Here is a 14,753-nt window from a genome sequence, read left to right on the forward strand (position 1 = left end):
TCTCCCACGACTTCCGCGTCCGGGATCCCGGCTCCCGGGGCCTCACCGACCGGGACTTCCGCCTCCGGGACCCCGGCCCCCGAGGCGCTCCCCGCCGAAGCCCCGCCCCCCGCAGGCCCGGCCACAACCCCGGCCCCGGCCCCGGCCGCATCTCCGCCCCCTCCCGCCGCCCCCTCAACCCCCGCCCCCCTGCCGCCCCACCTCGACGCCGGCCTGCTCTCCCCGGTCCGTGCGGGCACCCCCGTCGAGGCGGCCGTCGGGGACCGGGCCTGGCTGCAGGCGATGCTGGACGCCGAGGCGGCCCTGGCCCGCGCCCAGGCCCGCTGCGGCACCGTCCCCGAACAGGCCGCGGCGGCCATCACCGAGGCGGCCCGCGCCGACCTGTACGACGTCCGCGAACTCGCCCTGGCCGCACGGGAGACCGCCAACCCGGTCGTGGGCCTGGTCCGGGCGCTGACCGCGCAGGTGGCCCGCGACTGCCCGCAGGCCGCCGAGTACGTGCACCGCGGCTCCACCAGCCAGGACGTCCTGGACACCGGCGCCATGCTGGTCGCCGACCGCGCCCTGCGCCTGATCACCGCCGACCTGCACGCCGCCGCGGACGCCCTGGCCGCCCTGGCCGCGGCCCACCGCGACACCGTCATGGCCGGCCGCACCCTCGCCCTGCACGCCGTGCCCACCACCTTCGGCCTCAAGGCCGCCGGATGGCGCCATCTGGTCCTGGAGGCGGCCGAACGCCTGGAGCGCCTGACGCACGGCGCACTGCCGGTCTCCCTCGGCGGCGCCGCCGGCACCCTGGCCGGCTACCTGCACTACGCCCCCCGCGGCACCCACCCCGCCGCCCTCGTCGACGACCTCGCCGCCGCCTTCGCCGCCGAGACCGGCCTTGCCGTGCCCGCCCTGCCCTGGCACGCCCTGCGCACCCCCGTCGCCGACCTGGCCGCCGCCCTCGCCCACACCGCCGGCGCCCTCGGCAAGATCGCCGCCGACGTGCTGGTCCTGGCCCGCACCGAGATCGGCGAGGTGAGCGAACCCCACCCCGCCGGACGCGGCGCCTCCTCGGCGATGCCGCACAAACAGAACCCGGTCCTGGCCACCCTCGTCCGCTCCGCCGCCCTCCAGGTACCCGCCCAGGCCGCCGTGCTGACGCAGTGCCTGGCCACCGAAGACGAACGCTCCGCCGGCGTCTGGCACGCCGAATGGCAGCCGCTGCGCGAATGCCTGCGCCTGACCGGCGGCGCCGCGCACACCGCCGCCGAACTCGCCCGCGGCCTGACCGTCCACCCCCGCCGCATGCGCGCCAACCTCGACGCCACCGGCGGCCGGCTGCTCTCCGAGCAGCTCACCGCCCACCTCGCCCCCCGCCTGGGCCGGGCCGCCGCCCGCGACCTGCTCACCGACGCCTCCCGCCGCGCCGCCGCCACCGGCCGCCCCCTCGCCGACGTCCTGACCGACGACCCCCGCCTCGCCGGCGTCCTCGACCGTGCCGGGGCGGCCGCCCTGCTCGACCCGGCCGCCTCCACCGGCGCCGCCGGCCCCCTGGTCGACCGTGCGCTCGCCCCGCAGCGGCCCCGGCCCGTCCCGGGCGGGGGACAGGCGCCGTGACCCCCGGCCGCTCGAGTTCCCCTCGCAACCGCCTCAACGACCGCTCAAGACCCCGCCCCCCGGCGGCCGGAACCTGTTGCACCCCCGCCCGCGCACCGCATGATGAAACCACAACCCACCCGGGGGGCAGGCGAGTTGAGGCTGGACAGCACAGTGGACGCACACGACGGGCACGGCCACGCCGTGGTCGTCGGCTCCGGCATCGCCGGGCTCACCGCGGCGCGGGCCCTGGCCAACTTCATGGACAAGGTCACCGTCGTCGAACGCGACTGGGTGCCCCGCGGCGCCGTCGTCCGCCGCCGCGGCATACCCCAGGCCCGCCACACCCACATCCTGACCGCCGCCGCCGAACAGGGCCTCGAACAGCTCTTCCCCGGCATCGGCCGCGACCTGACCGACGCCGGAGCCGTCCGCGTCCGCCCCGCCGACATGCTCGTGCTGGGCCCCGCCGGCTGGCTGCCCCGCACCACCGCGGGCCCCGCCGTGCTCAGCGCCGGCCGCGACCTGATCGACTCCGCCGTCCGCGACCGGCTGCGCGCCGACCCGCGCGTCGACTTCCTGCACAGCCACGAAGCCGTCGCCCTCCAGGGCGGCCGCGACGACACCGTCACCGGCGTGTGGGTCCGCCGCCGCGACCGCAACGCCCCCGGCGGATGGGGCCCGCGACGGCTGATATCCGCCGAATTCGTCGTCGACGCCACCGGCAGCGCCTCCCGCGCCCCGCAGTGGCTCGCCGACCTCGGCTACGACCGCCCCCGCGAGACCACCGTCCGCGCCCCCGGCGGCGCCTACGCCACCGCCGTCTTCGCACCCCCCATCGGCCATGTCGCCGACTTCACCAGCCTGTTAATCACCGCCTCGCCCGACCACCCGGGCCGGGGCGTCCTGCACCCCGTCGAGGGCGGCCGCTGGTCGGTGACCGTGAGCACCGGTGACGGCCCGCCGCCCACCGACCACGCCGCATTCCTGCACGCGGCCGGCGCCCTGCGCCACCCCCTGCTGCACGACCTGCTCGCCCACGCCACCCCCCTCGGCCCCGTCCGCACCGGCCGCCACACCCCGAGCCGCCGGCGCCACTACGAGAAACTGCGCCGCTGGCCCGACCAGTTCCTCGTCGTCGGCGACGCCTGCCTCAGCCTGGACAGCGCCCACGGCCAGGGCATGACCACCGCCATCGACTGCGCCCTCGTCCTGGACCAGCTCCTCGCCGTCCACGGCACCGCCGTCGGCCTGTCCTACCGCCTGCGCCGCGCCCTGGCCCACCGCCTGGCCCCCGCCTGGCGGGCCGCCGCCCGCACCGCACCCGCCCCGGGCCCGCGCGAGCGCGCCGCCCGCCGCTGGGCCGCCCGCCTGGACACCGCCGCCACCCGCGACCCGCACACCGCCGCCCTCCTGCTCACCCGGCTGCACACCCCCGACCGGGCCCCCGCCGCGCTGCACCCGCGCACCCTGCTGGCCGGCCTGCGCCCCGGCCCGCGCACGGCCGGCGCCCAACCGCCCAGCACCACCCACGGCCCCGGCGCCCGCCGCAGGCCCGCCCCCGCACCGGGCGGCGCCCGGCCCGCCGCCGGCGTCTCCACCGGCTCCGCCCGCTTCGGCCCCGCCACCGGCTCCTCGGCCGGCTGGCCCGCCGCCGCCCCGGCCGGCGACCGCCCCCGCCCCCGCCCCTGACCCCCACCCGACCCCGACCGGCCCCGGAGAGCCCACCCGGTCGCTCACCGCACCGGCCGCGGTCCTACCCTTCACTCATGACCAGAATGGATCAACTGGCCGCCCCCGAAGCGGACTTGATCACCACACGCGCGCCCCGCCCGGGCAACACGGCTGGAAAACCAGCCCCCTTACACGCGAGGGAGGCCGAAATGCAACCCCGGAACTCGCAACTCACTCGAGAACGGCTACAGTTGCGGCAGGGCTCCGGCTCAAGGACGGTTGTCCCAGTGCATTCCGCATCGATAGCGTTCCAGCTGCTCCAGGGCACGGGCCCGCTTGCGCCGCGGCAGGCCGCCCCCACCGCCGACCGGCGTCCGGCCGGCCCGGGTGTGCCTGACACGGCCGAGCGGCGAGGGGAGAGCGCGCGGGTATGAGCACGACCGAAACGGCGCCGCAGGGCACACGCACCGACGTGCCCAAGGGTGAGCGCATCGCCGACTGGGCGGACGGGCGGCTCGGCCTGTACCACTTCCGGTTCCTGGTCCGCAAGGTGTTCCCCGAGCACTGGTCCTTCATGTTCGGCGAGATAGCGCTCTACAGCTTCGTGATGCTGCTGCTCACCGGCACCTGGCTGACCTTCTTCTTCGACCCCAGCATGGCCGAGACCGTCTACCACGGTTCCTACGAGCCGCTGCAGGGCGTGCGGATGTCCCAGGCCTACGCCTCGACCGTGGACATCAGCTTCGAGATCCGCGGCGGCCTGTTCATCCGCCAGCTGCACCACTGGTCCGCCCTGATCATGATCGGCGCGCTGTGCCTGCACACCATGCGCCACTTCTTCACCGGCTCGTTCCGCAAGCCGCGCGAGGCGAACTGGCTGATCGGCTTCACCATGCTGATCCTGGTCACCCTCGAGGGCTTCCTGGGGTACTCGCTCCCCGACGACCTGCTCTCCGGCACCGGCCTGCGCATCGCCTCCGGCATCACCCTGGCCATCCCGCTGGTGGGCACCTACGCCCACATGCTGATGTTCGGCGGCGAGTTCCCCAGCCACGAGGTCATCCCCCGGATCTACAGCCTGCACATCCTGCTGATCCCGGCGCTGGTGTTCATCCTGCTCTCCGTCCACCTGATCCTGGTCTTCTACCACAAGCACACCCAGTTCCGGGGCGCCGCGCGCACCGAGAACAACGTCATCGGCCAGCCCCTGCACCCGCACTACACGGCCAAGGCCGGCGGCTTCTTCTTCCTGGTCACCGGCACCCTCGCGCTGATGGCGGGCATCGCCCAGATCAACCCGGTGTGGACCTACGGCCCCTACCGCGCCGACCAGATCTCCCAGGGCTCCCAGCCCGACTGGTACATGGGCTTCCTCGAAGGCGCCCTGCGCGCCTTCCCCGCCTGGGAGTTCGTCATGTGGGGCGGCTACACCGTCAACATGGGCGTGATCATCCCGGCGGTCATCCTGCCCACCGTGATGATCGTGGTCCTGGCCGGCTGGCCGTTCCTGGAGGCCTGGGTCACCGGCGACCGCCGCGAGCACCACCTGCTGGACCGCCCGCGCGACCACCCCACGCGCACCGCGTTCGGCTCCGCGTTCATCGCCCTGTACATGGTGCTGTTCTTCGGCGGCGCCAACGACGTCCTGGCCGAACGCTTCGACCTGTCGCTGAACTCCATCACCTGGGCCGTGCGCATCGGCGTGTTCGTCGTCCCGGTGGCGACCTACGTCATCGCCAAGCGGATCGCGCTGGGCCTGCAGCGCCGCGACCGCGACAAGCTCCTGCACGGCCGCGAGACCGGCCGCATCAAGCGGCTCCCGCACGGCGAGTTCGTCGAGGTCCACGAACGCCTCGAGCGCGGGCAGGAGTACGCGCTGCTGTCCAAGGAGGACTACAAGCCGCTGCCGGCGCCCGCCACGGCGGACGGCGACGGCGTGCCCAACCCCAAGGCCCGCAAGGAGATCCTGCGCTACCGGCTCAGCCGCTGGCTGTACGGCGAGCAGATCGCCAAGCCCACCGTGCAGGAGATGCGCCAGGCACTGGAGCACTTCCAGCACTCCGCGAACGGCCACGGTTCCCCCAACGGCCACCCCGGGACAGGCGCCAAGAGCCTGGCCGGAGCCGAACGGGCGGACCGGGAAGGCCACTGACCCGGCGCCGCACGGCACCGCGGAACCGGCTCCTGAGCCGCATACGGCGGCGGCGCGGGCGACCACCGACAGGTTGGTCGCCCGCGCCGCCGCCGTTTCGCATGCGCCGCACGGCGGTCCACGGGCACCAGGAGCAGACCCGATGCCCCGCCCCCGGCCCGCTCCCGGCGCCGAGTCCCTCACCCGCCCCCCGGCGGCCCGGCCCGGCAGCGGCGCGCCCGCCGCGCCGCCGCCGGCCGCCCAGCCGGACCGCACCGCCCGCGCCGTGGTGACGGCCGCCGCCCGGAACCGCCGGCCCGTCCTGGCGGCCCGCGCCCCGGCCGGCGCCGTCCTCGTCCCCGCGCCGCCCCGGCCGGCGCCCGCGGCGAGCAGGCCGCCCGCGTCGTTGCGGAACCCGCCCCGGTCCTGCCGCCGGCGCCCGACACCGCGCCCTGACCGGCCGGTTCACCCCGCCCGGCCCGCCGCCCCGCACCCGCACCCGCCCCCACGGCGACGTGATCCACGTCACTTCTGGCGGCCCTTGGCGCACAGAAGCCAGCCGTGTCACTATTTCAGCACGCCTCCCCTGCCCAAAACGTGACGCGCAGCAGTGGACCGAGGGCCGCACCGCCGGCCCGGCAGGCGGCAGACCAGCCCCGGGGACGCCCCCGCAGCCGCACACGGCTCCGGCGGACCCGCGCCACCGGGCGACGCACACCCCCCTCTCTCCCCCCGGGCCCGCGGCCGCCCGCGCCGCCCGCCCCGCCTTTCTCCCCTCCCGGCCGGGCGCGCCCCGCACCCCCGCGCCCGTACCGTGCCGCGCCCCGAGCACCCCGGCCGCCCGGCACGGCCGGACCGCGCCCCGGGCTGCCCGCCCCGGCCGGTCCCGCGCGCCCGCACCCCGCCCTCACCGCACCCCGGCCCGCCCTCCTCGGCGCGCACCACAGAGGCGTCGGGTGCGCGAAAGGCCCTTCACGTACCGACGGCAGACCCTAGAGAAAGCAGAGCCCCGATATGCCTAGGCTATGCAAGCCCGCCGTGAATGCGCCGGAATACGTCATCACGATGGAAGAGACTCTTCAATTCGCCGAACGGGTCCACGGCGGAAAGCCGCAGCTCCCGTTGGCGCTCCGGCTGATCCGGAACACGGGGGTGCAGAAGCGGCATATCGTCCAGCCCATCGAGCAGACGCTGCGCCACCCGGGATTCACCGAACGCAACCGCATCTACGAGCTGGAGTCGAAGAAGCGGGTCCCCGCGGTCGTCGAACAGGCCCTGCTCAACGCCGAGGTGACGGCCCGTGACATCGACGCGATCATCTACGTGTCGTGCACCGGGTTCATGATGCCGTCGCTGACGGCCTGGCTCATCAACAAGCTCGGCTTCCGCTCCGAGACCCGCCAGATCCCCATCGCGCAGCTGGGCTGCGCCGCCGGCGGCGCGGCCGTCAACCGCGCCCACGACTTCTGCACCGCCCACCCGGGCAGCAACGTGCTGATCGTCTCGTGCGAACTGTGCTCGCTGTGCTACCAGCCCGACGCCGACGACGTCGGCTCGCTGCTGTCGGACGGCCTGTTCGGCGACGCGGTCGCCGCCGCCGTGGTCCGCGGCAACGGCGGCGTCGGCATCCAGCTGGAACGCAACGCCTCCTACCTCATCCCCAACACCGAGGACTGGATCTCCTACGACGTGCGCGACACCGGCTTCCACTTCCAGCTGGACCGCCGCGTGCCGGGCACGATGGAGCCGCTCGCGCCGGTGCTGCGGGAGTTCGCCAAGGACCACAGCTGGGACGCCGGCCGGCTCGACTTCTACATCGTCCACGCCGGCGGGCCGCGCATCCTCGACGACCTCGCCAAGTTCCTCGAGGTCGACCGGCAGGTCTTCCGCCACAGCTGGGCCACGCTGACCGAGTACGGCAACATCGCCAGCGCCGTCGTCCTGGACGCCGCCCGCCGCCTGTTCGAGGAGGACGCCCTCCAGCCCGACGCCACCGGCCTGATCGCCGGCTTCGGACCCGGCATCACCGCCGAGATGGCGCTGGGCCGCTGGGCCGTGGACACCCCCGCCTCGCTGGGCAACGCCGCATGAGCGGGCTGATCCTGCCGCCCGGCGGCGGCCGCAGGCTCGTCACCAAGGCCCAGGAGGTGACCTTCAAGGCCACCCACGCCGACGGCTCCTCGGTGTCCGTCTTCGAAGTGGTCGTCCCGCCCGGCTTCGACGTCGGCGCGCACGTCCACAACGACTCCCAGGAGTTCTTCTACGTCCTGGAGGGCGAACTGCAGCTGCTGGCCTTCGAACCCGAGCAGCGCACCGGGCAGAACTGGCACGAGTGGCGCTCCAGCGAGGGGCAGCGGGCGGTCACCGCCACCGAGGGCGCCTCCATGTTCGTGCCCACCGGCACCCCGCACGCCTTCCGCAACGCCTCCGACGCGCCCGCCCGCATGCTCTTCACCTGCTTCCCCTCGCCCTACCACGAGCACTACTTCGAGGAGATCGCCGACATCTGGGCGGCGGGCACCACGGTGGACCCCAGCGCGGTGGAGGACATGCGCCGGCGCTACGACGTCCACCAGCTCACCCCCCTGCGGTACGAGCCGCCCACCCACGTCCCTTCCCAGCAGGCACCCGAGCGCGGAGCGTGAGGCGATGAGCAGCAACGACACCATTCCCCTGGTCCACGCGAGCCTGGGGGAGGAGGAACTGGCCCAGGTGGCCGAGGTGTTCGCCTCCGGCTGGCCGGCCGGCCAGGGCCCGCGGGGCAAGGCGCTGGAGGCCCAGCTCAAGGCCCGCTACGGCGCCGGCGACGCCGTCGCCGTCAGCAACTGCGGCGCCGCCCTGCACCTGGCGATGCTCGCGCTGGGCGTCAAGCCCGGCGACGAGGTCATCGTCGCCGACTACACCTTCCCCGCCCCCGCCCACGCCGTGGCCTACGTCGGCGCCCGCCCCGTCTTCGCCGACGTGCGCCGCGACACCGGCACCGTCGACCCGCAGTCCGTCGCCGACCTCGTCGGCCCCCGCACCGTCGGCATGATCGCCGTCGACACCGTCGGCATGCCCGCCGACTACACGGAACTGCAGGACATCGCCGACCGGCACGGCCTGTTCGTCGTCGAGGACGCCGCCTGCGCGGTCGGCGCGACCTACCAGGGCCGCGAGGCCGGCGCCCTGGCCGAGGTGGCCTGCCTGTCCTTCCACGGCCGCAAGGGCGCCACCAGCGGCGAGGGCGGCGCCCTGATCGCCGCCGACGCGAACATCGGCAAGGACGCCCGCCTGCGCTCCTCCTTCGGCATCGGCAGCATCTTCGACCAGGCGCAGGTCGTCGGCCTGCCCATACCGCAGTTCACCGAGATCGGCTACAACTTCAAGCTCTCCGACATCGCCGCGGCCATCCTCCAGGTCCAGATCGGCCGCATCGGCGAACTCCTCAAGCGGCGCAGCGCGGTCGCCGCCCAGTACGCCGAACTCCTCGCCGGCGAGGAACTGCTCACCGTGCCCACGGTCCCCGAGGACCGCACCCACGCCTGGCAGTCCTACATGGTCACCCTGGACGAGAGCGTGGACCGGGCGGCTGTTGCCACCGACCTGCGCGCCCAGGGCATCGGCTGCGGCCACGGCACCTGGGCCACCCACGTCCAGCCCGTCTTCGCCGGCGGGCAGACCTGCCCCGTCTCCGCCGACCTCTTCCGCCGCAACCTCGCCATCCCCATGCACGCCGAACTGACCGAGGACCAGGTCGAACGCGTCGCCGCCGCCCTGCGCACCGCGCTGCGCGCCCACGCCGGCCCCCGCCGCGCCGCCTGACACCACCGCCGGCCCCCGGCGGCCGGTTCGAGCCGTTCTCCACGCCCCGCCCCTACGCTCACCACTCCCCGCACCCCACCCGCCCCTGTGCGCCGCCCGCGCCCGCCGCGGCCGGCCCCGGGCGCGGGCGGGGCGGGGCGGCCACGGACCCGCACAGTGCGCCGTAGACCACGCAGCGTGCCCCGAAGGAGACAGTCGCCATGAAAGGCTCCACAGCCTACAAATCGATCCAGAAGCGCGGTCTGCACATCGGCCTCCTGCCGGAGATGGCCGCCGCCGTGAACGGGTCGACGCCGATCGTCCTGGACCACGACCTGGACGCCCTGCCCCAGGCGGGCCGCCGCCTGACCGTCGCCCAGTACGCCGCCCACGTCGACGACCTCGCAGCCCGGCTGTGGGCGGCCGGCGTGCGCCCCGACGAGCACGTCGTGCTCCACAAGACCCACAACGCCGACATCTGGATGCTGGCGTCCGCCGCCTCCCGCATCGGCGCGGTCGTGGTCATGCTCTCGCCCGCCCTGGACGCGGCGACCGTCGGCGCCCTGCTCAAGCGGGTCGAGCGGCCCAGCCTCCTGACCGACGTGCGCAAACTCGACGCGCTGGCCGAACTGCCGCTGGCCGACCTCACCCAGCGGGTCATCGCGGTCGGCGGCGAACGCCCCGGCGCGATCGCCCTGGACGCCCTGGCCGGCTCCCCCCGGGTGCGGCCCGTGGTCCGCCCCATCGACGAGGCCGCCGTCATCACCCACACCTCCGGCACCACCGGCATCCCCAAACTCGTCGTGCACACCCCCCGCACCCAGGGCCTGCGCCTGATCCCCCAGTGGCGGCTGCTGGCGCTGATGCGCAAGAAGGAGACCGTCGCCATCCACATACCGTTCGTGCACTCACGGATGGTCGCGGCGATGTCCCTGGCCCTGATCAAGGAATTCCCCGTCCTGCTGCTGCGCGAGTCCGACCCCGGCGAGATCGCCGAGCAGTTCATCGCCCACCGGCCCGTCCTCGTCGAGGCCCTGCCCAACTCCCTGATGGACTGGGAGGAACTGGCCGAGGACCCCCGCATGCCCTTCGGATCGGTGAAGGTCTTCTCCAGCACCTTCGACGCCATCCACCCGCGCACCATGAGCCGGCTGCTCAAGGCCTCCCACCGGCGCGGCGCGTTCTTCTTCCAGATCTACGGGCAGAGCGAGGTCGGCCCCGCCGTCGGCCGCGCCTACTTCCGCCACTCCGCCCACAAGGCCAACGGCCGCTGCGTGGGCTGGGCCATGCCCGCCGGCGCCGCCCGCATCCGCGTCGTCAGCCGCAACGGCCGCCCCCCGTCCGAGCACAACCCCGGCTTCATCGAGGTCGCCTGGGACGGCCTGGCCAAGACCTACTACGCCGAACAGGAGCGCTACGACACCAACCGCAACGGCGAATGGTGGCGCACCGGCGACGTCGGCTACCGCACCCGCTGGGGCTGCCTGCACATGCTCGACCGCGAGATCGACATGATCTCCGGCGTGCGCAGCTCCCTGGAGGTCGAGGACGTCGTCCTGGGCAAACTCGACGAACTGAGCGAACTCGTCGTCGTCGAGGGCCCCGACTCCCGGCCCGTCCCGGTCATCTGCACCCACGACGACAAGCCCCTGGACATCGACCGCTGGCGCTGGGCCGTCGCCGACTTCCCCCAGCTGGCCGACCCCCTGCAGATCCCCCAGGCCGAACTGCCGCGCACCGCCACCCTCAAGGTCCAGCGGGTCGAACTGTCCCACCGGATCAAGGAACTCAGCCGGCACCGCACCTGACCGCCCCGCGCCCGGCGCGGGCCGACACCAGCACACCGCACCCGCACCCGGGCGCACGGCCCCGGGGCGCGCGCCGCATCCTGCCGGCCGCGCCCCGGGGCCGCCGCACGCGCTCCCACGCCCCGCCCCGAGGAGATCGCAGTGACGACCGAAGTGACCCCCTGGCCCGCCACCGGCCAGGAGCCGGCCGCCTCCGCGCGCCGCATCACCGATGACCTGCTCCAGCGGGTGGAGCACAAACTGCGCTCGTTCCTGGCCGGCGAACGCGCCCACTACGCCGGCGTCGACGCCCGCGCCGCCGCCGCCGTCGACACCCTGACCGACGTGGTCGTCTCCGGCGGCAAACGCCTGCGGCCCGCCTTCTGCATCGCCGGCTACCTCGCCGCCGGCGGCGACCCCGACGACCCCGGCATCGTCGCCGCCGCCGCCGGCCTGGAGATGCTCCACGTCTCCGCCCTCATCCACGACGACATCCTCGACAACTCCGCCCAGCGCCGCGGCAAGCCCACCGTGCACACCGCCTACTCCCAGCTGCACACCAGCAGCGGCTGGCGCGGCGAGGCACGCCGCTTCGGCGAAGGCCTCGCCATCCTCATCGGCGACCTCGCCCTGGTCTACTCCGACGAACTCGTCGCCCAGGCACCGCCCGGCGTCCGCCCCGAATGGCACCGGCTGCGCTCCGAAGTGCACATCGGCCAGTGCCTCGACGTCGCCGCCGCCGCCGAGTTCAGCGTCGACCCCGCCCTCTCCCGCCTGATCGCCCTGATCAAATCCGGCCGCTACACCATCCACCGGCCGCTGGTCATGGGCGCCGGCGGCGCCGGACGCGCCGACCTGGCCCCCGCCTTCACCGAGTACGGCGAAGCGGTGGGGGAGGCCTTCCAGCTCCGCGACGACCTCCTCGACGCCTTCGGCGACTCCGCCCAGACCGGCAAGCCCACCGGCCTGGACTTCAGCCAGCACAAGATGACCCTGCTGCTGGGCTGGGCCATGCAGCGCGACGAGAACATCCACACCCTGGTCACCGAACCCGGCCACACCCCCCAGGAGGTCCACCGCCGCCTGACCGACACCGGCGTGCCGGGGGACGTCGAACGCCACATCGCCGCCCTCGTCGAAAAAGGCCAGGCCGCCATCGCCGCCGCCCCGCTGGACCCCGTGTGGCGCAGCGAACTGGCCGACATGGCCCACCGCGCCGCCTACCGCGACAACTGACCCGGCCCGCACCGGCTGCTCGCGGGCTCCACACCGGTTCACCATCGCGACCAGGAGCCCCCATGGACCACCTCGTGCAGCCTGCCGTCACCACGATCCGCGAACGCTTCTGGGAACCCCTGACCCTCGACGACCTCGCCCAGAGCGCGATGGTCAGCAAATACCACTTCCTGCGCGTCTTCAGCCGGGTCACCGGCGTCACCCCGGGACGCTTCCTGAGCGCCGTACGCCTCCAGGAGGCCAAACGGCTGCTGCTGAGCACCACCCTCACCGTCGCCGACATCTCCGCCCGCGTCGGCTACAGCAGCAGCGGCAGCTTCACCCGCCGCTTCACCGAATCGGTCGGCCTGTCACCCACCCAGTACCGCAGGCTCTCCCTCACCGCCCGCACCCCCCAGCCCGCCCCGCCCCGCCCCGCACCGGCCACCCGCCCCACCGCCGCCGTCACCGGCATCCTGCGCACCACCGGCGCCCACGTCCCCGCCGTCTACGTCGGAGCCTTCGACGGCGCCATCCTCCAGGGCGTCCCCGCCTGCTGGAGCAGCACCCGCGCACCGGGCCGCTTCACCCTGGACCACGTCCCCACCGGCACCTGGCACATCCACGCCGTCGCCCCCCACGGCCCGGACCGCACCCTGCTGACGGCCACCGCCGGCCCGGTCCGCGTGGACAGCAGCGGAGGGCCGCCGCTGGACATCACCCTGTCCCCGATGGACTGGACCCGCCCGCCGATCCTGTCGGCCCTCTCCGGCATCGACCCGCAGCAGCAGGCAGCCTGACACCCCGCCACCCCCCGGCCCCCCTTCTTCTTCCGGCGTCCGCCCTCCCGCCGCGCAGGCCCCACCCCGACACCACGCGAGCCGCCCCGCACCGCCCGCGGGCCCGGCACGCCACCTCGGACACGCCGGGCCCGCCCGTCCGCGCCGCCCCACCACCGCGACGCAAGGACCCGGCCTACGGAGACAGAACGCATGGACACCCACCAGACCACCTCCCTCCTCCTCGGCCTCGCCGTCATCGTGCTCCTGGCCCGCCTGCTCGGCGCCCTGGCCCGACGGCTCGGCCAGCCCGCCGTCGTCGGCGAAGTCCTCGCCGGCATCGCCCTGGGCCCCACCCTCTGGAACGGCGCGGCCTCCGACGCCCTCTTCCCCACCGACATCCGGCCCCTGCTCGGCGCCCTGGCAGCGGTCGGCGTCGCGGTCTTCATGTTCCTCGTCGGCCTGGAGATCGACGCCGCCCTCCTGCGCGGCAACGGAAGCCTCGCCACCACCGTCTCGCTCAGCTCCATCGCCGTGCCCTTCGGCCTGGGCATGCTCCTGGCACTCCACCTGGCCGACGACTACGGCACCGGCGACAGGACCGCGTTCATGCTGTTCATGGGCATCAGCATGGCCATCACCGCCTTCCCCGTCCTGGCCCGCATCCTCACCGACCGGCACATGACCCACACCCCCCTCGGCGCCATGGCCGTGGCCTGCGCCGCCATCGGCGACGTCCTGGCCTGGGTCCTGCTCGCCGCCGTCGTCGCCGTCAGCGGCCCGGCCGGCGCCGAACAGTGGCGCATGCTGCTCGCCGCCCCCTACCTGCTGGCCATGCTCTTCGCCGTACGGCCCCTGCTGCACCGCTACGCCGCCCGCCGGCCCGACCTCACACTCACCCCCACCGTCTTCGCCTGCGTCCTGGCCGGACTGCTGCTGTCCGCCGCCGCCACCGAATGGGTCGGCCTGCACTACATCTTCGGCGCGTTCCTCTTCGGCGCGATCCTGCCGCGCACCGGCACCGAACGGCTGCGCACCCAGGTCCACGACCGCCTCGGCCAGATGACCGGCGCCCTGCTCCTGCCGGTGTTCTTCCTCGTCTCCGGCCTCCAGGTGGACCTGTCCGGCCTGGACACCGGCAGCCTGGGCGCCCTCGCGCTGATCCTGCTGGTGGCCGTCGGCGGCAAGTTCGCCGGCGCCTTCACCGCCGCCCGCCTGAACCGGATGCCCGCACGGCAGTCCGCCGCCCTGGCCACCCTCATGAACACCCGCGGCCTGACCGAACTCATCGTCCTGAACGTCGGCCTGCAACTGGGCTTCCTCGGCCAGGACCTCTACTCCCTCATGGTCGTCATGGCCGTGGTCACCACCGCGATGACGGGCCCGCTGCTGAACTGGATCCTCGGCCGCCCCGGGAACAGCGACCCGGGCGTGCCCGAACGCACCACCGGAGCCGTCGGCACCCCCGCCTGACACACCGCCAATCCTCCCCGGGAGCCCACCCATGCCGCACCCGTCGCCCGCCGCCGGCGAACCCGCCACCCGCCCGGCCCCGCCGCCCCCGGACGGCCGGGAGGTCCGCCGTCTCGACCGGGTGGTCATCAGGTTTGCGGGGGACTCGGGTGACGGGATGCAGTTGACGGGTGACCGTTTCACGTCCCAGACGGCGTCGTTCGGTAATGATCTGTCGACGCTGCCGAATTTCCCGGCGGAGATCCGGGCTCCTGCGGGGACTTTGCCGGGGGTGTCGTCGTTCCAGCTGCATTTCGCCGATCATGACATCCTGACGCCGGGGGATGC

The 14,753-nt window shown here is 74.3% G+C and carries 10 protein-coding genes and 1 pseudogene; all 11 read left to right on the top strand.

What is annotated here, in order from left to right; all coding sequences use genetic code 11:
* Positions 1-189 precede the first annotated feature (189 nt).
* Positions 190-1,605 (top strand): 3-carboxy-cis,cis-muconate cycloisomerase, encoded by a 1,416-nt coding sequence (pcaB, locus tag ABZY13_RS31020; RefSeq protein WP_356636676.1) that lies wholly within the window; start codon positions 190-192, stop codon positions 1,603-1,605.
* 153 nt (positions 1,606-1,758) lie between these two features.
* Positions 1,759-3,276, top strand: coding sequence for an FAD-dependent monooxygenase (locus ABZY13_RS31025; protein ID WP_356636656.1), 1,518 nt, complete (start codon positions 1,759-1,761; stop codon positions 3,274-3,276).
* A gap of 412 nt (positions 3,277-3,688) precedes the next feature.
* Positions 3,689-5,410 (top strand): cytochrome bc complex cytochrome b subunit, encoded by a 1,722-nt coding sequence (locus ABZY13_RS31030; protein WP_356636658.1) that lies wholly within the window; start codon positions 3,689-3,691, stop codon positions 5,408-5,410.
* A gap of 993 nt (positions 5,411-6,403) precedes the next feature.
* Positions 6,404-7,480 (top strand): type III polyketide synthase, encoded by a 1,077-nt coding sequence (locus tag ABZY13_RS31035; RefSeq protein WP_356636660.1) that lies wholly within the window; start codon positions 6,404-6,406, stop codon positions 7,478-7,480.
* Positions 7,477-8,034 (top strand): cupin domain-containing protein, encoded by a 558-nt coding sequence (locus ABZY13_RS31040; RefSeq protein ID WP_356636662.1) that lies wholly within the window; start codon positions 7,477-7,479, stop codon positions 8,032-8,034. The genes ABZY13_RS31035 and ABZY13_RS31040 overlap by 4 nt, the downstream gene beginning before the upstream one ends.
* Positions 8,035-8,038: 4 nt before the next feature.
* Positions 8,039-9,193, top strand: coding sequence for a DegT/DnrJ/EryC1/StrS aminotransferase family protein (locus ABZY13_RS31045; protein WP_356636664.1), 1,155 nt, complete (start codon positions 8,039-8,041; stop codon positions 9,191-9,193).
* Positions 9,194-9,393: 200 nt separating this feature from the next.
* The gene (locus ABZY13_RS31050; RefSeq protein ID WP_356636666.1) at positions 9,394-10,980 is read left to right on the top strand and encodes a class I adenylate-forming enzyme family protein; all 1,587 of its coding nucleotides are present in this window, start codon (positions 9,394-9,396) and stop codon (positions 10,978-10,980) included.
* 141 nt (positions 10,981-11,121) lie between these two features.
* The gene (locus tag ABZY13_RS31055) at positions 11,122-12,195 is read left to right on the top strand and encodes a polyprenyl synthetase family protein (RefSeq protein ID WP_356636668.1); all 1,074 of its coding nucleotides are present in this window, start codon (positions 11,122-11,124) and stop codon (positions 12,193-12,195) included.
* Between the two features lie 62 nt (positions 12,196-12,257).
* Entirely contained in the window at positions 12,258-12,974 is a 717-nt protein-coding gene (locus tag ABZY13_RS31060) for a helix-turn-helix transcriptional regulator (protein WP_356636670.1), read from the top strand.
* A 192-nt stretch (positions 12,975-13,166) separates the two neighbouring features.
* Positions 13,167-14,426, top strand: a complete 1,260-nt coding sequence (locus ABZY13_RS31065) for a cation:proton antiporter (protein WP_356636672.1) — start codon at positions 13,167-13,169, stop codon at positions 14,424-14,426.
* 97 nt (positions 14,427-14,523) lie between these two features.
* Positions 14,524-14,753, top strand: a pseudogene (locus tag ABZY13_RS31070) (2-oxoglutarate ferredoxin oxidoreductase subunit alpha); the annotation flags it as partial.

The organism is Streptomyces sp. NPDC006610, from assembly GCF_040611575.1.
Lineage (GTDB): Bacteria > Actinomycetota > Actinomycetes > Streptomycetales > Streptomycetaceae > Streptomyces.

Bases quoted from the DNA above. Each gene is read 5' to 3' on its own strand.
- ABZY13_RS31030 (WP_356636658.1), top strand. From the start codon at position 3,689: ATGAGCACGACCGAAACGGCGCCGCAGGGCACACGCACCGACGTGCCC.
- ABZY13_RS31035 (WP_356636660.1), top strand. From the start codon at position 6,404: ATGCCTAGGCTATGCAAGCCCGCCGTGAATGCGCCGGAATACGTCATC.
- ABZY13_RS31040 (WP_356636662.1), top strand. From the start codon at position 7,477: ATGAGCGGGCTGATCCTGCCGCCCGGCGGCGGCCGCAGGCTCGTCACC.
- ABZY13_RS31045 (WP_356636664.1), top strand. From the start codon at position 8,039: ATGAGCAGCAACGACACCATTCCCCTGGTCCACGCGAGCCTGGGGGAG.
- ABZY13_RS31050 (WP_356636666.1), top strand. From the start codon at position 9,394: ATGAAAGGCTCCACAGCCTACAAATCGATCCAGAAGCGCGGTCTGCAC.
- ABZY13_RS31060 (WP_356636670.1), top strand. From the start codon at position 12,258: ATGGACCACCTCGTGCAGCCTGCCGTCACCACGATCCGCGAACGCTTC.
- ABZY13_RS31065 (WP_356636672.1), top strand. From the start codon at position 13,167: ATGGACACCCACCAGACCACCTCCCTCCTCCTCGGCCTCGCCGTCATC.